Source organism: Chroococcidiopsis sp. TS-821 (assembly GCF_002939305.1).
Lineage (GTDB): Bacteria > Cyanobacteriota > Cyanobacteriia > Cyanobacteriales > Chroococcidiopsidaceae > Chroogloeocystis.
Window position 1 is genome coordinate 1,111,310 of the sequence record NZ_MVDI01000001.1, and the last position, 20,096, is coordinate 1,131,405.

Genomic DNA, 20,096 nt, shown 5'->3' on the forward strand with positions numbered 1-20,096 from the left:
TCCAGAACCAGGGGTTTTACCTAGAAGTGACGGCAGGTAAATAAGCATTTGATATGACGGTACAAGCGTTTTCAATGCCTGCTAAATGCTTCGTTCCTGTTTAGCAAATCGGCGCAATAATAAAGAATTAGTGACGACACTGATTGAGCTAAATGCCATGAGCGCACCTGCGGCGGCTGGACTGAGAACAAAGCCAAACTTCGGTAATAAAACACCAGCGGCGATCGGAATTCCTAGCGTATTGTAGGCAAATGCCCAAAATAAGTTTTGGCGAATTTTATGGAAAGTTGCACGGCTTAACTCGATCGCGACAACAACATCCTGCAAGCGATCGCGCATCAGGACAATTTCTGCGGTTTCCATCGCCACATCGGTGCCCGTTTTTAAGGCAATTCCGACATCAGCTTGTGACAAAGCAGGAGCATCATTAATGCCATCACCTACCATAGCAACGAAATGATTTTGCGATTGCAATTGTTGAATCGTAACGGCTTTACCACTAGGACGCACGCCTGCAAGAATGTGGTGTGCTTCAATTCCCAATTGTCGCGCGGTCGCTTCGGCGACTTCTTGTCGATCTCCAGTCAAGAGCATGACTTGTAACCCGATTTGCCGCAAGCTATCTACAGTTGTTTTGGCATCGGCTCTTAAAGTATCTGTCAGCGCAATTAACCCTACTAATGCCTTATCTACTGCTACATAAATGACACTTTTACCATGACTCAACAGCGATTGACTGTGTTGTTGTGCAGTATCATCAATCGTAATCGAGTGTTGTTCTAGCCATTCCTGATTACCTAGCAATACATGAGCATGACCTGCTACTACTGCTGATACTCCTAATCCTGGCTCGATGGAGAAGTCTTGAGCCTCAAGACTTGGTAGATTTTGCTGTTGTGCAGCTTGCTGAATTGCGGTAGCTAAAGGATGCGCGTTGCCACTTTCGGCAGCAGCTGCGAGTTGTAAGAGGTACTGAGTATCAGATATAGTTTCTTCGTGGCAAATTTCTTTCAGGACGATGCAATCGCTGACGTGCAGAATTCCGGTGGTGAGGGTACCCGTTTTATCGAATACTATCGTATCGAGTTGATGTACTCTTTGTAAGACATCACCGCCTTTGATCAATAACCCGCGTTCTGCGCCGACTCCTGTCCCAACAAGGATCGCGGTAGGTGTCGCAAGTCCCAAAGCACAGGGACACGCAACCACCATTACGGCGATCGCTAATTTTAAACTGAGTAACAGTGGCGAATAAATTGTCGTCTGGACATGATGCGGCTGAGCCAGCGAGTTATGTCCTAGGTGAATGAGGTGATGCGGCTGCGTGACGACATCAGACCAAACATGAGTGCCAATAAAATACCAAAACACAAAAGTCAATACCGCAGCAGTTAATACACCGTAGGTAAAGTATCCTGCTACTGTATCTGCTAATTTTTGAATGGGGGCTTTACGCGTTTGCGCAGCTTCTACCAAGGCAACAATTTGAGCTAGTGTGGTATCTTTTCCTGTACGCGTTGCCCGTAGCGAAATTGTTCCTAGTTGATTAATCGTCCCTGCGGCTACAGTATCTCCAGGATGCTTTGTCACTGGCATGGCTTCCCCAGTTAACATCGATTCATCGACTGTTGTTTTTCCAGCAACGATTTCTCCATCAACGGGAATTTTCTCACCAGGTAGAACTTGTAACCATTCGCCAACTCGCACGCGATCGGCGGGAATTTCTACACTGTCGTATCCTGAGGTTGTGTTTGTGGGATCGGCAATTAAACGCGCGACTTGTGGCTGCAGTGCTAATAATTCGCGAAAAGCAGATGCGGCACGTCCTCTGGCTTGTTGCTCTAATGTTCTTCCCAAGAGAATAAAGCCTAACAGCATCACGGGTTCGTCAAAAAAGCAGTCCCAACCAAGTTGTGGAAATACGAGTGCGACTAAGCTTGCGGTGTAAGCCGTCAGCGTTCCCAATCCAACTAAAGTATTCATGTTGGGTGCATTGCGTCGCAATCCCCGCCAGCCATCGAGCAAAATCGGGCGTCCTGGTCCGAGTAAGGTAGCGCTTGCCAGTCCAAAGTGCAGCCAAATATTGTGTAACAGCGATGGTGCAGGCAAGCCCCACTCACTGAAATGTCCCAAACTAGACAATACGAGTAAAATGCCAGCAACAACTAACTGTCTAAATGCGGATTGCATTTCCTGACGGTGTTCTGCTGGTTCTGCACTTCGGAACTGAGTTACTTCTCCCTGCGCATAACGTGGTTGGGTAGGAAACCCAGCAGCAGTTAAATCTTCCGCGAGTGCGGCAGCGTCTACAGCACCTGCGGTACACTCAACAACAGCAACTTCCGTGACCAAGTTTACGCACGTAGAAACCACGTTTTCATTTTTTGCTAGCTGACGTTCGACAACCTTGACACAGCCAGCACACTTCATTCCTTGGATGTCTAGCGTGATTGTTTCTGTTGGTTGATTGGCAATACTATTGACATGCGGCGACTCGGTTTTTGGGACAAGTTGCATAAATTCAGGGTTACTACACCTCAACACATAACCACTGTAGCGTTTAGGACCAAAGCGATGGTAGTGCAAAGTAGTGCAAATAAGAATTTAGGAAATGCGGAGTAGTTCTACATCAAAGATGAGGGTGGCGTTGGGAGGAATCACTCCACCTGCACCGCGGGCACCATAACCGAGTTCGGGAGGAATAATTAACTGACGACGTCCGCCGACTTTCATTGTACTAATTCCTTCGTCCCAACCTTTGATCACTTGTCCTGCACCAAGTTTAAAGTCAAAGGGGCGGTTGCGATCGCGCGAACTATCAAATTTCGTGCCATCTTCTAAAGTTCCGGTGTAATGGACAAAAACTCTTTGTCCAGCTTTTGGCGTTGCGCCATCACCTTCTTGGATATCGATGTATTTCAGCCCAGAGGGGGTTGTTACGGCGTTTTCATCAGACATCGTGTTGTTTGCCAGTAAAGTATCTGTAGTAGCCTTGCTGAGCGCTACAAGCTCATTTGCTGGTTGATTTGATGTAATTTCTTCGGCAATTGCCGATTTGGGTTGACTGCTAAACTGCGCGACTATCAGCACAATGACACATGCGAGGACAACACCCAAACTAATTAAAATTTCTCTCAAAGTTTCGTTCTCCCTATAAGACAACAAATTGAGCTATTACCCGTGTTCTAGTTTATGTCAAAAAAAGTGCTTAGCTATTAGCTAACCTGTATCGAAATCGCTATTTGCTTAAATTTGTTGGTTAAACGTTGAGTGATTGCGTATTGCTTAAGTTGATTTTGGTTAGAACGAAATGTTACATCCCCCGCCACAATTTATTTTCTAAATCGCGAACTTGGCGTTCAAGGCGGTCAATTCGCCCGCGCAGTTCGTCCATTTCTGCTTGACGGGGTACGCCCAAGTCTTGCAACATATTACGCATCTGACGCTGCATTTGCACTTCAAAATTACCTTGCTCTGACTTGAGTTGGTGCATCAAATTGTCAATGAACTCTTTCGCTTGGTCTGGCTGCAGCTTACCGTCTTTAACTAATTCCTCACTTACTTCCCGCAGCTTTTCGGCTACCAATGAGGTTGTGCCTATACCAACCATTAATAGCTGTTTAATCCAATTGTTGCTTTCCATGCTATCTTGCGGATATTTCATCAATAAAAAGTAGGGTTAGGGGCGAGTCGCTACCAGAACATAACTCTGATACTACTGTATCGCTGTTACGGGCATAAGAATTAAGGTCGCTCAAGCTATGCTGGAAGCATAAACCCTAAGTGCCTGTAGTTCTATTGTGGCAAATTTACAGCTTTGCCTATGGCTACTGCAAGATAGAAAATCGCTAAAATGGTTATTGAGTTGCTGAAGTGTAAAGTAGATCCAGAGCTACGCGAACGATATTTGCAATTAGATGCAGAAGTTTGGACAAAGGCGCTGGCTAAGTGTCCTGGATTTCTAGGCAAAGAAGTTTGGCTCAATCCAAAGGAAGCATCAGAAGTTATTTTAGTGATTCGCTGGGCAACAAAAGAACAATGGAAAGCAATTCCTGAGGAGTTCCTACTTCAGGTAGAAAAAATATTTTCGCAACAGATGGGTCAGACTTATCAAATCGTTGAGTCAGTAGAGTATCAAGTTTATCGCGATCGCTAATCTCTTTAAGTTGACATTAATTTGACTGTTTCAATGCCACATTGTCCTCGTTGTCATCAATCGGTTGATGCACAAGCAGTTACTTGTCCTTATTGCCGTACTCCACTCAAAGCTTACGGACATCCAGGAATTCCCTTACACCGCGCTACTGGTGATACCTACTTGTGCGATAGTTGTACCTACCACTTAGACGATACGTGTAATTTTCCGCAGCGCCCTTATGCTAAAGAGTGCACGCTTTATCAAGATGTCACGCAAGCTCAATTGCGCGCATCACAGCAGTCTTACAAAAACAGCTTGAGTGCAAATTTTCGTAACTGGCTGAGGCGATACCAATTTTGGTTATTAATCCTCGGCTTACTCTTGCTAAGTTTTCTGATTGTGTTATAGGTTGGGATGCGGTAATGGGTCATGAGGATTGAATTGCGAAATTCACTCACCCCTCACAATCATTTCCCGAATTTTCTGTGCAGTTGCGGGTGCGAGTAAAACGCCGTTGCGGTAGTGCCCTGTCGCGAGGAGAATGTTGCTAAAACCTGGTAAGTTACAAATAATGGGTGCGGGTTGTCCTTCAGGGCGCGGACGTAAACCTGACCAAGTATGGATGATTTTCGCTTGGGCTAAAGCCGGACAAAATGCGATCGCTTGCTGTTTGACGATCTCTAATTGCGTAGCATCTGCGACTACCTGTTCGTTGACGGGAAATTCTACTGTGGCACCAATCCAGTAATTTGTCACTGGTTGACTGCCAACACAAGGCACAATATGAACGTCATTACCTGTAATGACGGGTTGAAAACTGGGATCGCCCAACGGTCGATCGACCTGCATGTGAATCGCTTGACCAAGTACAGGTTTAATTTCAACTGCTGGGGTAGATTGCATTTGTTGCGTACCAGCAAACGAGAGCGCTATACGAGTGCGATCGCAAGCAATTGTTGTCGATTTTTGCTGCAATTGCAACGCTGTTGAACCCGTACCGGCGGCAATAACTAGCCAATCGACTTCTTTGATTTGTTCGGATAATTGTGCGTTCTCGATCTGGAGATAAATCTGTTGCTCGGCGTTATCGAAACAATAACCTGTAGCTGTGACCCCAAAATGAAATTGAACTCCATTGTGCTTTGCGGCTTCTACTAAAGCTATAGTCAGCGCTACAGGATCTACTTGTCTGTCTTGCGGTGAGTAAATTGCTGCAACAATTTTTTCTGTGTTAAGCTGCGGACACCGCAATTGTAGTTGTGCTGCGTTCCAAATTTCTAATTGCCATTCTTGTGTTGAACGAACTGCGGCTAACTTTTCCCAACTGGCTAAATCTTCTTCTTGAAAACAAAGCATCAATATGCCTTGGCGATTGTAGGGAATCCGCCGCATAGTGACCGCTTCTAGCTCTGGAATGAGGGTTTCATAGCGTTTGATACTCCTAGCGCGCATCTGCCATGCATTACCCTTGATTTTGTGGCTAATAGCTCCCATTAAGACTCCCAGCGCTGCACCAGTTGCTGCTTGGGCAGGTGGTTGGCGATCGATAACGGTAACTTCCAGCCCAGACAAACTGAGTTCGTAGGCGATCGCTGCCCCGATAATACCGCATCCAATAATTAATACATGACTCATGAGTTGAGCGAGAATATTTGAGCACAGGGTGCAGGGGCGCAGAGGAGATAGAAAGTTATGAGTTTTCAGTGTTGAGTGTTAAGTTAAGAAGTTTTTGAAATGATGCCTCCAGCACCTTTCTTTGCTTTCTAAAACTCAAATCTCACGCATTCAAAACTAATCACTCTTGACTCGCCCCTCACCCATAGTTAATTACGCTTCACTTTCTTGCGTTGGCGTTGGTTTAGGAATCAACTGTAAAAAGCCATCGATATCTGCTAAGGCTTCGCGGTAGTTAAGCGTTGCTTTTTGATAGTCAGCGGCTTCTGCGGCTTGCTCAATTTTGACTAGATTATCAAACAAATCGCGAGTATATGCCCTTGCTTGTGATTGATCTTGCGGCAGAAGGTTGCGCGTGACATAAGTCATTTTAAGCCGCATCTCCCCGCCAGGACCGTGAATGAAGTTGCTGACATCGATCCAATCGCGGCGTTTAATCAACGTAATGAGCTCGTTATTCATGCGATCGCGCAAGGCAACGATGTCAGGAACGTATTGCTGAATTTGCTCGATTTGTGCCGCCGTATACGTGGGAGGGGCTTTGGCTACGCTGGGGCTACTACAACTAACAAGAAACGTTGTCACGATAACTAAAATCAATGACAGAATTGACCGATAACGCGCCATAGTTTGACTATACTTTTGTCTGCTGATGAACAGTGTCATTTTAGATCGCTAGTGGCAAGAGTCAATTGCTATTGTCTTGTCCAAATGAAATTTTCGTCCCCTACTGCGGGAGGTATGTTCGTCAAGCACAATTTTGCGGATCAATCTTTACCTAACAGCAGTAGCGCGATCGCTTTGAGAGCGATGATTGCAAAATTGATAAAGTATTGTTAAGCTGGAAAACCAATACAGTAAGCTTTCTAGCGGTTTTCTGTCGTCTTTTTCACTACACTAGACTCAAAATCCAGGAGAGTTCCCGCGTGAACGCAGCTGAGCAAGCAACCAATTTGGAACTTACCAGTAAAATTGCTACAGTCGTTAATCTTTTTAAATCAGAGTTTCCTGACGCTAGGTCTGACCTTAAACCTTGGACGAACGATCCGGATACTAGAGAATTAGTCGATCCAGATTCAATCGATATCGGCTTTCACTTTCCTGGTGTCAGTCGCTCGTTGCAAAGTCGCAGTATTTTAATTCAGATCCGCTTTCACGAAGATCCTTTAAACGGCGATCGCGCTTGTATTGGTGTAGAAGCCGCAGGTTTCGATCATCGCGGTAAGCAATGGCATCTTTCTACCATAGAAAACTGGAGTTTTGTTGGTGCGGTTCAGCCTTCCCCTGAAGTTGGAGAAAAGCTGAAGTCATTTTGCCGCGAAATTATCCGCGTATTTAATCAGGGGTGAGTTTTTCGTGGCTAGTGAATAGTTATGCGTTTTGAATAGTTAAAACAATCTCCTGTGCGCCCCTATTCAACTCCCTGACCTATCCTTGACGACCACATTCACCACAGTAAGGTGAGTTATAAGTGCTTTGGCGTTTACCAAATAACGCGTAGCGGTTGTCGCGGACTTGTTCGTAGATGCGATCGCCTACCCATTTGACGCCTGGTAATCCGCGATAGGCTTCAACAAAGAGATTACCCAGTGGTAACACGCGCCCAATTTCTTCGATAGCTGCCGTTCCTTGCCAACGACGTTCGGGTTGATCGGCATCGAGTAAAATCACACCTAACTCACACTCTTGAGATGTAATTCCCCAAGGTGCTAGCGTAGCTTGGTCTTGCATGGGGATATAACGAAACATTTGTCCTTTATCAAAACTTTCAAGTAGCTGGACAAAAGTTACGCAAAGGTTGCAATTGCCATCGTAGATGACCTGATAATTCATAAAACAAGTTTTTTGCACATTTGGTTATATCTCTATTTTTAAGCTTATTGAGCTCGTTTTGTAAATCAAAGGCGATCGCCTCGACTGAACTTTCTTTCTTCCAGGTTATGAGCTACTGTTTTTATATATAGAAAGTCAAGACAAGCGATATTTGTATTTATTCTTTGCCTTTCTTCAATTTTCTTACGCTTCAAGTTGGCTTTATTATATTATCAAAAAAACGTTGAATAATAAATCTTTTTAAAGAAGAGTAGCTAGCAATTAATGCACTTTTGAGTGCATACTTCTGATATTTATGTTTTTGTTCTAAAATAAATATAGATATCAAAATCTACCTAAAAATACTAACTAAAACTTATTAAACTATTTTAATTTCCTAAGCTTTAAATCAAAATCAGTTACTTAAATAATCAGTTATCAATATTTTTACAAAAAGCTTTCAAAAAAACTCAAGGAGGTAAAATATGATGCACGCAACCACGAATATCATTCATGATAGAAATGCCCGCGGTCATACGCGCATGGGTTGGTTAGATAGTTACCATACTTTTTCCTTTGGTAGTTTTTACGATCCAGCACGGATGGGCTTTCGCGCTTTACGAGTCATCAATGACGATCGCGTTGTTCCTGGTGCTGGTTTTCCGATGCATAGTCACCGCGATATGGAGATTTTTACTTATGTTCTAGAAGGTGCCTTAGAACATCAAGATAGCCTAGGTAACGGTGCTGTTATTTCTCCAGGAGAAGCACAAATTATGAGTGCAGGTACTGGAATTACTCACAGCGAGTTTAATCCATCAAAAACTGAACCTGTACACTTTTTACAAGTTTGGATTATTCCTGATACCCAAGGTTTAGAACCTAGATATGAGCAAAAAGCGTTTCCTTTAGAACAACGTCGCGGTAATTTACGTTTAATTGCTGCTAAAGATGGGCGTGATGGCGCAGTTACAATTCATCAAGATGTTGAGTTGTATACATCTGTTTTGGAAAAAGGTGATGTTTTAAATTATCACCTCAAGCCAAATCGTTATGCTTGGTTACAAGTTGCACGAGGAATTCTATCTCTTAACGGTCAAGAACTTCGTGCAGGAGATGGCGTACAAATGTCTGGAGAAAACCTAGAAATTAGCACTGATATTGGTGCAGAAATTCTATTGTTTGACCTTGCCTAATTTGAGCAAGTTATCATGCTGGTTATTTAGTTTATCCTAGGGTGAGTCTTTGCTCACCCTACTTACTATTCATGAGGTTACAATTATACTCGCTACCGTAATTTCATTTTTCTATCCAATATTATGTTTTGTTCTGTTTGTTCTCATTCCCATAGCGTATATTTTGCTCAACAGTCATAAGTTTGAGCGATCAATAATGGCGGTGGAAAGGCAAAATCTTAGATGAAGTGAGAATGAGATTTACAAATATTGGTCAATATCAGTTTTTGCGCGTGCGTGATGAATTCTTAGCACAAGCCCCAAAGTGATTTGCTTCATTATCCAGTAAAAGATTGTAATGATAACGAAGATGATGATAACGACAAACAAAGGGCGTCGTTCGGTTAAATCATTAACAGTTTTGATTAAAATGTTACCAGGTTCAGTGACTAAATCCCAACTGTTGAAGCGACGAAACCTGCCAAGATAAACTCCAACCGCACACAATGCATGTAAAATCAGTTCTGCCAAATTAACAAATTGTCTTGCTCCTAGACGTCTTAAATAATAGCCTTGATTAATTAAAGAGACGACATAAGCCTCAAATCCAACGAGCATCGCAAACAGATGCACAGGAATAACAAACAGCGTAATTATCCAGGGGGATAAACCAGGGCGTATCCCGCGGATGAGATGGATAATATCGGTAAGCACGTAAGGCGCGTTGGGCAAAAAAGCCACGAAAACAACAAAGACTATCCACCACAGCAAAGAACGAGAGCGTGTTTTGCGGCGAAATAACCAGAAACTCAACGCTAAAGGAATAAAAGCCAAAAACAGGTTCCACAAAATCCAACCGCTGTAGATGGCGTCAAAAGCGCGTACTAACTGCGTAGGTAATTCGGTAAATACCCTGGCTGCAAAAATGCGATCCATGTTAGCTGTAGTAGTCTTATTTTGCTTTTCTTAGATTAACCTCTGTTTAAGATGGTTCCAAATAAGATAAAGTTATTAAGCAAAGATAAAGTCGCGCGCAAAACTAACGTTGGTAGAATCTTGCACTACGCCGATCGCATCATTACCAAAGAAAATGGCGGTATCAGGTGCCGCACTGCCAAACCAGTTTCCGGATTGTAGCGAGTATTGGTTGGAAGTTCCCCTTACTTGAATATAATCATATTGCCAATCAAAATCGGTGATTAGAGCATAGCCATCTCCTCGATAAAAGACATTTGAAGTGTCACCCAACACAAAGGTATCTGTACCTGTGCCCCCAGTCAAAACATCAAATTCTGTACTACCACCGAAACCGAAAAGGACATCGTTACCCGCACCTCCATTCAACGTGTCAGAACCGCCACCACCGAACAAGTAATCATTACCATTCCTACCAGAAAGATTATTAGCAACGCTGTTACCGATTAGAGTATCGTTACCCGCTCCTCCGATCGCATTTTCAATTGTGACTCGGTAGGCGATCGCTAAATTACCGTTAGCTCGACTACTACCATTATTAAAGGCAGGTCCAATCGAACTAAAACTTCCAGGATTAAGATTAATAGTTGCGGCGAGAGACTGATTGGCAGCGCTAATAGTATCGTTACCGCCAGCATCCCAGATTGTCTGCACGAACGCTTGATTTGCGTTCCATGAATAAGTGTTATTACCCGTACGAGTATTATTATTAGCACCGTAAAGTGCTTGGATTGCTGCAATGTCGTAGAGCATTGGTGTGTGAGCGTGAACTCTGCTACCTGGATGCCCGTTGTACGACATCACGGTATACTTGGTGTTGTCCTCTTGTGAGGGTAAGAAAGGACCTTGACTACCTCCTCCCCCTGCATTGTAGTTACCTGGATGTTTTAGCCCTAGAGCATGACCAATTTCATGAACCATGGTCAAAAACCCAAAAGAGCCGTTGGTTTGAGTGTAATTTGGAGCGTAAGAATTATTTAGCCAGACATCTCCTCCTCTGGGATCGTTGTTTGGAAAGTAGGCGTGGGCACTGCTAAAATTTCCTGTATTCGCTGTGCCAAACCGAATGATTCCACCTGCGCCTGCATCGGATACTTCAACAAATCTAAGTCCCGAAATTTCACTAAAAAGCTGTAATGCTCTACGCGCTGCATTTGCTTGAGTTGCGTTAAAAGGAGCGAAGTTGTTGCGTTCTGAATTATTCCAGGGATAATAGTTCGGTACTGATGTCATGAAGCTATAACTTATCGTGGAACCACTCCAGCGCGTAGCAGGAGTAGGTAGTAGTGCATCGATGTAGTAAACTCCTGTGTTTGCTTGAGGTGTTAATCCTCCGTTTGTTGAGGTTGTGGTTTGAAAGTTTAGACTGTCGTTATTGAAATCGCTGGAAAAACCACAGCACGCTGAACAACCACAACGCTGCGGTTGAGTTGATAATTTTGATGTTTGAGGATCATTTCCAATCCACCCGAAACTTTGCCCCAAATCAAATATACTTGCACTACCTATCGCTGAAGCTGTTTCTATATTCTTAGCGCTAATAGGCTTATTGTTTTCAATTTCTGCTACTACAAGAGGAAGTTCCGTTTCTTTCTTTTGAGTGTCTGCGAAATCATTTGGAATGAGTTGCTTATGAGATGGGATTAATGATGATGACGTAGTTGGCGTGGAGTTTGCCAAAGCAAAGGGCGCGATTTTAAGAATCGTTTCGCTAGCAAATTCACTATCGTTTAAAAGGCTATCTTGGCTCAAATCACGCTCGTCAAAGAGTGTATCGCGATATTCTTCTATAATTTTTGAAACAGTCATTATAGTCTTACCTGTCAAAAAATATGTATAAATTGTTGCTAATTTTCGTAGGGAAGCATGAATGGCATCAAGGCTAATCTTCTAGCTTGTCTAAGCTTAGAGTAGATGATTCGCCTGAGTGGTGTATTGCCTTTTTATGCAAAGTTATTTACCGAAAATAGTGAAATCTTTGCTACACAGTACGGAGAGGTTTGCGTAGAAAGTTGTACTAGCTGGCAAACGCCACACAACTGATTGGTTAAACACTCATTGCTAATTACTCATAACCCTAAATAATCAACCATCAGCGATGAGCAACTGCAAAGATATGAATAACAACTTCAGCTAGCAGTGTTTTCAGCTACAGTATGCGCACTGCTTGTAGTCAAAAATGGTGATTTAGATAACAGTAGGTTACTTTTGCTTGCTACTGTTGCGGTTAGGATATGAAACCTCGGATTATTGTCTGCGGCTTAGAACGCACGGGCTACAAAATTTTTTGCTTACTCAGACAGCAAGGAGCAAGTGTCGTTGGCATTCATCACCAGCCGATTCCCAAAGAAGAAGCGATCGTTGTTGGCGATCTGCAAGCAGCGGCGACTTTACAAGCTGCTGGAATCGAAAGTGCCCAGGCGCTGGTACTGGCAAACAGCGACGATGCTTTGAATTTGGCAATTCTCATTCAAGCGCGCGTACTTAATCCGCGAATTCGGATTATTAATCGTTTATTCAATGCTAATTTAGGCGATCGCCTCGACCACACCTTGCCGGATCACGTTAGTATGAGTGTTTCGGGTCTAGCCGCACCAGTCTTTTACTTTGCCGCTTTAGGAAATCGGGCGATCGGGCAACTCAAACTCTTCAATCAAACATGGCCGATTCAAGAAGAATACATTCACGAAAATCATCCTTGGCGCGGGCGACTGTTGAGTGATTTATGGGACGATCGCGCGCGGATGTTGATTTATTATCTTCCTGTACAAGGTGAAATTGATCTCGTTTGTGCAGTCAGTTCTGGACGGCAGTTGCAAGTCGGCGATCGCCTGATTGTGGGTACGCAACCAAGTATTCGGACGATGCGCAAATCAGCAATTTCTAAACTACTGAAAGTCCTCACCAACTTACGTCAATTTCGCCAACACGGTCAATCGTTAATGGTTGTGACGTTAGTTCTACTCGTCACGATTTTCACAGCAACGCTAACTTATATTTGTGTTGATTTAAACACTTCGATTATTGATGCTTTATATTTTTCAGTTGGAATGATTACAGGTGCTGGTGGCAAAGAAGAAGTCGTCGAAACAGCACCAGACAGCATCAAAGTCTTTACTGCCTTCATGATGTTAATCGGCGCAGGTATTATTGGAATTTGCTATGCGCTACTTAACGATTTTGTTTTAGGCACGCGCTTCAAACAGTTTTGGGATGCAGCACGAGTTCCCCAACGCCATCATTACATTGTTTGTGGATTAGGTGGCATTGGCGTGCAAGTTGTTCAACAATTCCACGCTAGTGGACACGAAGTCGTCGTTATTGAACGCGATCCTAACAATAGGTTTCTTAATAAAGTGCGTGGATTAGGTATCCCAGTGATTCAAGGCGATGCAAGTTTACCCGAAACATTACAAGCCGCGAATTTAAAATCGGCAAGCGCTTTATTAATTGTGACAAGTAACGATGCCGTTAACTTAGAAATTGCACTAAATGCCAAAACCCTAACGCCAAGTATTCCTGCGATCGTTCGTTACGAACATCCAGATTTTGCGCACATGGCGCAACAAGTTTTTGAATTCGAGGCGGTGCTAAGTCCTGCGGAATTGGCAGCCCCAGCTTTTGCTGCTGCTGCATTGGGGGGAAGGATTTTAGGTAATGGTATCACTGCTGACAGTCTTTGGGTTGCTTTAGCAACTTTAATCACTCCTTCGCATCCTTTTTGCGGTCAGCGCGTTAAAGAAGCCGCAATGCAATCTGATTTTGTACCGCTATACATCGAAACAAATTGCCAAACGATTCACGGTTGGGATTTATTAAGGACATATCTCAGTGCGGGAGATGTTTTGTATTTAACTATGCCTGCAAATCGCCTAGATCAATTGTGGCGAGCTGTACCTTCTCAAATCATGGTTAGTTGAGCAGATTTTGACAATCGGTCACTTGTGATGCGGCGAGCACGAAATACCGACGACGGCTAGAATAATCAAACTACCTCCGAAGCCTTGTGAAACTAGAAGTCGCTCTCCTAGGATGAAGTAAGCGCCTATCGTTCCAAACACAGGAGTCAAGGTAAGATAAAGCGACAGTCGACTGGCAGGGAGATAGCGTACCGCAGCGAGGTAAAGAAGAAATGCGAGTCCATATCCAAATGCTCCTGAGGCGATCGCAATTAGTAAATTGTCCCAAATTGTTGGTGTCAATTCAAAAGACTCGAAACCGAAGAACAATGCACCCACGAACATAACAATAAAAAGCATGAGTGCGACAGATTGTTGAATAGCAGCTAAGACGACAGGATGTATACGTTGTACTGAACGCGCCGCTGTAATCGCATAAAGTGAAGCAAACAAAACACTGAGACAAACAAGAAGATCTCCCCAAATTGAGCCTAAAGTAATTGAACTTCCATCAGGAGTCACAATAAAAGAAACTCCAACACAAGCTAACAACCCTAACCCAACAAAAGCAATATTAAACTGTTCGCGCAGAATCAACCACGATAGCGCCATTGTTATCGCTGGTTCAGTTGTACTGATAAACGTCGCATTGCTAGCTGTTGTTAGCGCTAGTCCAAACATCCCAAAAATGTAAGATAGCCCAGGTTCAAGCAACCCTGCTAAGCTCAATTTAAGCGTTGTCCAACGCAAAGGAACTGGAATACCTTGGAAGATAACGATTGTCCAGAAGAACAGCACACTCGAAGCTGTTTGAATGCATAACAAGGTAAACGGTGGTATTTGTTCTAATGCGCCTTTTGTTAGTACGATGGTTAGACCATAAATTGCTGCGGCTAGGATAATGAAATGAATTCCTTCAGGAAGAGCTGGTAAACGTTTAAAGCTGCGCAGGGATTCGGTCATACGATATCTCACGATTGATCTTCAGCCAAGAATGTGCTTCAAGCAATCAAAGCACGCTTTATGTAAACAACTGTTGCAATAGTACCCACGTTTATACCAAATACGCACAGACGGTCGCATTTCATTCAATGCTAAGTGACCGTCAGTACGGGTTTGATAACGTATAGAAGTTTAGTAGCTGAAGATCTCAGTTTATATTTACACTGCTTCCATCTCGGCAATACACTGGTGTAGTAGATAATGCATTTTCTCAGCATCAGCATGGTGTCTGCGTCCGTGACCTGGCAATACCCACTCGAAAGCGTACTCTGTCAACTTCCGCATAGACTGAATTTGTTCTGTCCAAGAATACCAGCAGACATCGCGCCAAGCAATGAGGGAATTGCGATTATCTGACCAAGCTAAGTGATCGCCAGTAAAGAGAAACTGCTTGTGGAGTAGAACTGTATGACCTCTTGTATGCCCAGGTACAGGAATAATCAGCAAATCCGAAGCGAGTTGAAACGGTTGCGAGCCTGTCAATTGAATTTCGACGTTGTTGCGAGTGCTAGAAGTAATATCGTCACGATGCAGAATGCGATCGCATTTGAAATGCTCGTGGTACTTCTGATGATCGGCGACATCGTCTTTGTGCGTTAGGTACAAATAACGAATTCCTCCCAATTCCTCGATTTGCTTCACCAACGGTAGTGTAAACCGAGGTGAATCGACCATCACATTGCCATCGGGACGGACAATCAAGTAACTTGCTGCGCCATAGGAGCTTTCTGCATGATAGCCGCAGTGGTAAACATTCTCCGCGATCGAAATGGGAAAACTTTGTTGCGCTTCTTTAATATCGTGGGGTCTTTCTACCGTGCCAATCGAACTTGTAGGACACGCCAAGAGTGCTTGCAGCGATCGCAGCCGCTCAATTTTATTACCTGGCTGATGATAAACTGCTGATTGTCCTCCAATGCGACTAAATACTTCTGGAGTCATCCAGCGACAAGTATCGCAATCAATACACGTGCTATCAACATAAAAGTCTCCACTCACGTTTTGCGGGCGGCGCTGATTTAGGTGAGCCATAATCAAACCTCTAGAACGCAGTGATAAAGCTCATCACTGTCTATTCCTAAACTAGCGCACTTGACATAAGAATGTATTTATGCTAGGTGACAAGGTCAGGAAAGACTTCCTGTACCGCAGGGTGAACGAGGCGATGATTGTGAACGTTTACACCCGCAGCTAAAGCGGGATTCGCTGCCACTGCTTGCATTCCTAAATTCGCTAACTGCACGATATAAGGTAAGGTACTATTATTTAAGGCTTGCGTTGCCGTCCACGGTACAGCCCCAGGCATATTAGGAACGCCATAATGAACGACTCCTGCTTCAACATACGTAGGTGCAGTGTGACTTGTTGCGCGTAATGTTTCAATACAACCACCTTGGTCAACTGCGACGTCAACAATTACCGATCCTGGACGCATCCGCCCGACTAACTCGCGATTCACCAGAATTGGCGCGCGTCGCCCAGGAACTAAAACCGCACCAATGAGTAAATCCGCATCGGGTACCACAGCGTCAATTTGCGCAGAATTGCTATAAAGCAACTCGACTCTAGAGCCGAAGATTGTCTCTAGGTAAGATAACCGCTCAACGTTCACATCTAAAATCTGGACAGTCGCACCCATCCCGACTGCAATTCGTGCGGCTTCAGTCCCCACAACGCCACCACCTAAAATGACAACACGAGCAGGTCGAACACCAGGAACGCCGCCTAACAGAACGCCGCGCCCTCCTTGTTGACGTTCTAAAAACCTCGCACCAAATTGCACGGATAAGCGCCCTGCAATAATACTCATGGGCGTCAGGAGTGGTAGCTTATTCGTACTGTTTGCGACTTCTACAGTTTCATACGCGATCGCAGTTACCCCACAATCAATTAAATGCTCGGTCAAAGCCCGATCTGCAGCTAGATGCAAGTAGGTAAATAATAATTGCCCTTTTTGGAGAAACTGATATTCTGCCCGTAGTGGTTCTTTGACTTTGACAACGAGTTCTCGATTCCAAGCCTCTTGTGCGGTCACAATTTCTGCTCCCACCTGACGATAGTCATCATCAGTAAAACCCGCACCAACACCTGCTTGTGATTCTACAAACACCTGATGACCATTTTCTTTGAGGACGCGTACACTACTCGGACTCAAGCCCACGCGAAATTCTTGATCTTTTGTTTCTTTAGGAACACCGATTTCCATTGATATCATCTACTTACATCTGTTTCTAGCTTAAGCGCGATCGCTGTTAGTGACGAGATCTTGAGTTCTAGACAGCAACTGCGTTAACTGTTTCTCGTACAAAGAAGTCGAACCCCACCTTGAGCCTACTTTTGTCAATTTTATCCGTACCATACAGTAAAGAAATGTAAAGAAAACGTAATTTTGGGTACAATCTAATTGACTTGAATTCAGGATAAGCTCTGAGCTAATTTACCTAACACGTGAGGTTTCACAAATGACAACGCAGCCACAACCAACAACTACCCCCAATCTAGAGGAACCCAAGTTTGGATTTAATGAATATGCTGAACGTCTAAACGGTAGAGCAGCGATGATTGGCTTTTTACTCCTTATAGTCATTGAATACTTGACAGGTAAAGGAGTATTGGCTTGGCTTGGGCTAAAATAGAGGAGAAGCCGCTTGTGTCTGAGTAGAGACAAAATCTATTTGGCAGTGAACTATAAAGCGATTGGTTTTGTCTTGTTCAGCAATGATGCAAATTAGGTAAAGATACTGCATCCTAACAACGTAGGTCTTAAGATAATAGCTAAGCTCAAGTGTGTTAATTTGTGATGAACGCAGCCCTACCAAAATTGATAAAGTCTGCATACCGTAAAGAACCGCTACCCAGTGTATTAGTGACCATGGGAGCGGTGGATGCTGTTATTGGCGGATTAGGCGATCGCTGGTCTTTGTTTGCATTTGGATTGGTTACTGTAGGTATAGCAATCGGCTTGCGCTGGTGGCTGTTGCAGCAACAACGTCCTTATCCAACAGAATCAATGACGACGACACCGCGTTACTTACCTCCTAGTAGCTCGCATCAAGCCCTACCCGTGTTAAAAGCATCAAAAAAACGCCCTCCTCGCTAAGAAAGCGAGCAATACACTGGCTCGGTAGTTACAAATCCTTGATAGACAACGACCAACTACAAATCAAGTTTTGGCTTGTGCTGATTCAACAAGTTTCTTCAACTTCATATAAGCCTCTTCAGGAGTCAGTGCTTCGGACTCATTTTCATTGGGAATGTAATATTGCCTACTATCGGGAAAATGCCGCACGACAAAGCTAGGAATCATTCCTAGTTCCATTGCCTTTTCTCCCAACATATCGGCTGCTTCTGCTAAGCTGTATTCGTCATGAATTTTATATTCGCTCATATTTTTGATTACCTATAAGAACAATCCCTACTGCACTTATTTTACTCAATTTAAAGCTAATATATATGAACAAAAATTACTATAAATCAACACCAACTTAATTACAAAAAACCTTTGTTAGTTTTGTAATCTACCAATAGATGTATTTTTTATAACTTGTAGATAAAAAACATAGATTACTTATTCTTTCGGTTCAGATAATAAGTAGCAAGTACTCGCAAAAAAAATAACCGTTAACAATTAGTCTGCTCTTTATAATTTAACTCTAGATTTTGATATAACTGATATAAGATAAATAATATCGTCAATTGCAAGCGAGCGATAGACTTGAGTCTTTTTATTATAAATTCTATTTTGATTACTTAATAGAAAAAATGGCAAGACGGAAGTAGACTACTCTATTAACTAATCTCTGAACTAGAGTAACTCAATCACTATTTTTAATCATCTATCTCAAGAAAGGTTTTAGTCAGAGTTGTGTGCGCTAGTAAAAGATACAGAAGATATCTTAAGTATTTTTTCACGAACAGAGTGCAACTCACTTCGCTCTTGAAAAAATAGTTATTCTAGATTTTGTGGTGCGTACGCTATTTTCTTAAAATGCAAATCTCCAATTAGGAGAAGGCAGGTACAAAGAAAAATTATTATTCTGCAAGCTAGGTTACTATCAGGGTCGGAGGCAGCACGTGAATGTAGAGAAGTTTGCTAAACAAATCCATAAACAAATAGAAAGCTTGTGTGCAACGCATAACAATACAACAGAAATTACCCAAGAAATGTTACCGCTCGCGCTAACAAATCTTGGCATTCTTTCTGAAGAACTACAGATAACACTAGACGATCTACAACGCCAAAATCAGGAACTAATAGCGACCCAAACCGCATTAGAATTACAAATCCAACGCTATCAAGAACTCTTTGAGTTTGCTACTGATGGTTACATCCTTACAGACAAATCGGGAAAAATCGAGGAAGCCAATCGGACGGCAGCTAAACTGTTGAATGTCCCACAGCGCTTTTTAATTGGCAAACCATTTCTAATGTTTGTTGCAGAAAAAGACAGACAAGCGCTTTATAGTAAGTTGATGCAACCGCAGCCGGTAAAAGAAATAATTGAGTGGACAGTGAATCTTTGCCCGCGAAATAGCGAACCGTTGAGAGTCTCACTCATAATCGCGATCGCGACAGACAGTGAAGGTAAAAAAAGCCAAATGCAAGTATGTATTCGCCGCAATCAGGCTTCTCAAGCGCCGCCTTTGGTCGAGCCAATTGAAGAGAAGGCTTGCGATGCAACGCGCGATCGCCGCAAATTTGTTTATTTAAAGGGCGAACTTATCCCACTCACACCGCAGACGATTTGGCAAGTCCACCAAGGAATTGTGAAACTAAGTACTTTGAGTGAGACTGGAGAAGAGGTAGTCGTAGGTTTAGCAGGACCTGGAATGCCGTTTGGAGTTGAGTTAACTGCGTTGCATACGTATCAAGCTACCGCGCTTTCCCAAGTTGAGTTACTTTGCTATTCTTTTAGCGAACTTGCCGCATCACCGTTGCTAGCTGCAAATGTTTTACCGCGAATTAACCAAAGATTACAACAGACGGAAGCTTTATTAGCTATTTTTGGGCAAAGACGCGTCAAAGATCGTTTTGAGCAATTATTGCAGCTATTAAAACAGGAGATTGGGCAACCAACGCCTCAAGGAACTCGTTTAAGCGTACGTTTTACGCATCAAGAATTAGCCGAAGCTTGTTCAACAACTAGAGTCACGATTACACGGTTATTGGGAAAACTGCAAGAACAGGGCAAAATAGCGATTGATGCTAATAACCACATTATTCTCAAGGAACAAAGTTTGTTTGACAGACTGCCCGAAAAAGATGTTTACACAGTATAGTAGGCGTCAAAGCTCAGAGGTAAACAGTACGCGCCGTGTTTAACTCTGATGGAAGAGCGTTCACTGTGTAAAGGTGGTCAGGATCAGAGGCTAGCTAAGAATATCGTTCTGAGCTGCGAGCGCGTTTTCAGTATCCCTTTA

General features: G+C 43.3%; 20 protein-coding genes. 8 read left to right on the forward strand and 12 right to left on the reverse strand.

What is annotated here, in order from left to right; translation table 11 throughout:
* Positions 1 to 81: 81 nt before the first annotated feature.
* The 3 genes from B1A85_RS05105 to B1A85_RS05115 all read right to left on the reverse strand — a co-directional run bounded on the left by B1A85_RS05105 (position 82) and on the right by B1A85_RS05115 (position 3,643).
* Positions 82 to 2,517 carry a cation-translocating P-type ATPase gene (locus tag B1A85_RS05105; protein WP_104545798.1) on the reverse strand — a complete coding sequence of 812 codons (2,436 nt, stop codon included), beginning with the start codon at positions 2,515 to 2,517 and terminating at the stop codon, positions 82 to 84.
* A gap of 87 nt (positions 2,518 to 2,604) precedes the next feature.
* Complete coding sequence (locus B1A85_RS05110; RefSeq protein WP_104545799.1) at positions 2,605 to 3,138, reverse strand: FKBP-type peptidyl-prolyl cis-trans isomerase; 534 nt, start codon at positions 3,136 to 3,138, stop codon at positions 2,605 to 2,607.
* A gap of 175 nt (positions 3,139 to 3,313) precedes the next feature.
* Positions 3,314 to 3,643: a phasin family protein gene (locus B1A85_RS05115; RefSeq protein ID WP_104545800.1), complete on the reverse strand. Its 330-nt coding sequence runs from the start codon at positions 3,641 to 3,643 to the stop codon at positions 3,314 to 3,316.
* Between the two features lie 210 nt (positions 3,644 to 3,853).
* Here B1A85_RS05115 and B1A85_RS05120 point away from each other — a divergent pair, with 210 nt between their 5' ends.
* Complete coding sequence (locus B1A85_RS05120) at positions 3,854 to 4,156, forward strand: TIGR03792 family protein (protein ID WP_104545801.1); 303 nt, start codon at positions 3,854 to 3,856, stop codon at positions 4,154 to 4,156.
* Between the two features lie 33 nt (positions 4,157 to 4,189).
* On the forward strand, positions 4,190 to 4,546 hold the full coding sequence (locus B1A85_RS05125; protein ID WP_104545802.1) for a zinc ribbon domain-containing protein: 357 nt from the start codon (positions 4,190 to 4,192) through the stop codon (positions 4,544 to 4,546).
* A gap of 42 nt (positions 4,547 to 4,588) precedes the next feature.
* Here B1A85_RS05125 and B1A85_RS05130 read toward each other — a convergent pair whose 3' ends face one another.
* Together B1A85_RS05130 and psbQ are read right to left on the reverse strand one after the other, a co-directional pair.
* Positions 4,589 to 5,773: an FAD-binding oxidoreductase gene (locus B1A85_RS05130; protein WP_104545803.1), complete on the reverse strand. Its 1,185-nt coding sequence runs from the start codon at positions 5,771 to 5,773 to the stop codon at positions 4,589 to 4,591.
* Between the two features lie 192 nt (positions 5,774 to 5,965).
* Entirely contained in the window at positions 5,966 to 6,478 is a 513-nt protein-coding gene (psbQ, locus tag B1A85_RS05135; protein ID WP_371681618.1) for a photosystem II protein PsbQ, read from the reverse strand.
* Positions 6,479 to 6,738: 260 nt separating this feature from the next.
* Between psbQ and B1A85_RS05140 the strand changes: the two genes are divergently transcribed.
* Positions 6,739 to 7,161 (forward strand): hypothetical protein, encoded by a 423-nt coding sequence (locus B1A85_RS05140; protein ID WP_104545805.1) that lies wholly within the window; start codon positions 6,739 to 6,741, stop codon positions 7,159 to 7,161.
* 79 nt (positions 7,162 to 7,240) lie between these two features.
* Here B1A85_RS05140 and B1A85_RS05145 read toward each other — a convergent pair whose 3' ends face one another.
* Entirely contained in the window at positions 7,241 to 7,645 is a 405-nt protein-coding gene (locus B1A85_RS05145; protein WP_104545806.1) for a thiol-disulfide oxidoreductase DCC family protein, read from the reverse strand.
* A gap of 464 nt (positions 7,646 to 8,109) precedes the next feature.
* Between B1A85_RS05145 and B1A85_RS05150 the strand changes: the two genes are divergently transcribed.
* A complete protein-coding gene (locus B1A85_RS05150; RefSeq protein ID WP_104545807.1) occupies positions 8,110 to 8,820 on the forward strand; it encodes a pirin family protein in 711 nt (236 codons plus the stop codon).
* Between the two features lie 240 nt (positions 8,821 to 9,060).
* Here the strand turns inward: B1A85_RS05150 and B1A85_RS05155 are convergent, their stop codons facing one another.
* Both B1A85_RS05155 and B1A85_RS05160 read right to left on the reverse strand, forming a co-directional pair.
* Entirely contained in the window at positions 9,061 to 9,735 is a 675-nt protein-coding gene (locus B1A85_RS05155; RefSeq protein ID WP_210404188.1) for a DUF1361 domain-containing protein, read from the reverse strand.
* A gap of 75 nt (positions 9,736 to 9,810) precedes the next feature.
* Entirely contained in the window at positions 9,811 to 11,583 is a 1,773-nt protein-coding gene (locus tag B1A85_RS05160; RefSeq protein ID WP_104545808.1) for a M10 family metallopeptidase C-terminal domain-containing protein, read from the reverse strand.
* Positions 11,584 to 12,008: 425 nt separating this feature from the next.
* Between B1A85_RS05160 and B1A85_RS05165 the strand changes: the two genes are divergently transcribed.
* A complete protein-coding gene (locus B1A85_RS05165) occupies positions 12,009 to 13,694 on the forward strand; it encodes an NAD-binding protein (RefSeq protein WP_104545809.1) in 1,686 nt (561 codons plus the stop codon).
* A gap of 18 nt (positions 13,695 to 13,712) precedes the next feature.
* On the opposite strand, the gene B1A85_RS05170 is transcribed toward B1A85_RS05165, so the two are convergent.
* From B1A85_RS05170 to ald, 3 genes are all read right to left on the reverse strand, one after another.
* The gene (locus tag B1A85_RS05170; protein ID WP_104545810.1) at positions 13,713 to 14,636 is read right to left on the reverse strand and encodes a DMT family transporter; all 924 of its coding nucleotides are present in this window, start codon (positions 14,634 to 14,636) and stop codon (positions 13,713 to 13,715) included.
* 198 nt (positions 14,637 to 14,834) lie between these two features.
* The gene (locus tag B1A85_RS05175) at positions 14,835 to 15,707 is read right to left on the reverse strand and encodes an MBL fold metallo-hydrolase (protein WP_104545811.1); all 873 of its coding nucleotides are present in this window, start codon (positions 15,705 to 15,707) and stop codon (positions 14,835 to 14,837) included.
* Between the two features lie 82 nt (positions 15,708 to 15,789).
* Positions 15,790 to 16,881, reverse strand: coding sequence for an alanine dehydrogenase (gene ald / locus B1A85_RS05180; RefSeq protein WP_104545812.1), 1,092 nt, complete (start codon positions 16,879 to 16,881; stop codon positions 15,790 to 15,792).
* Positions 16,882 to 17,137: 256 nt separating this feature from the next.
* Here ald and B1A85_RS23530 point away from each other — a divergent pair, with 256 nt between their 5' ends.
* Together B1A85_RS23530 and B1A85_RS05185 are read left to right on the forward strand one after the other, a co-directional pair.
* The gene (locus B1A85_RS23530) at positions 17,138 to 17,311 is read left to right on the forward strand and encodes a chlorophyll a/b-binding protein (protein WP_015190765.1); all 174 of its coding nucleotides are present in this window, start codon (positions 17,138 to 17,140) and stop codon (positions 17,309 to 17,311) included.
* Between the two features lie 164 nt (positions 17,312 to 17,475).
* A complete protein-coding gene (locus B1A85_RS05185; protein ID WP_104545813.1) occupies positions 17,476 to 17,775 on the forward strand; it encodes a hypothetical protein in 300 nt (99 codons plus the stop codon).
* Between the two features lie 63 nt (positions 17,776 to 17,838).
* Here the strand turns inward: B1A85_RS05185 and B1A85_RS05190 are convergent, their stop codons facing one another.
* Positions 17,839 to 18,063 (reverse strand): hypothetical protein, encoded by a 225-nt coding sequence (locus B1A85_RS05190; RefSeq protein WP_104545814.1) that lies wholly within the window; start codon positions 18,061 to 18,063, stop codon positions 17,839 to 17,841.
* A 686-nt stretch (positions 18,064 to 18,749) separates the two neighbouring features.
* Between B1A85_RS05190 and B1A85_RS05195 the strand changes: the two genes are divergently transcribed.
* Complete coding sequence (locus B1A85_RS05195; protein WP_104545815.1) at positions 18,750 to 19,955, forward strand: helix-turn-helix domain-containing protein; 1,206 nt, start codon at positions 18,750 to 18,752, stop codon at positions 19,953 to 19,955.
* Positions 19,956 to 20,096: the final 141 nt, after the last annotated feature.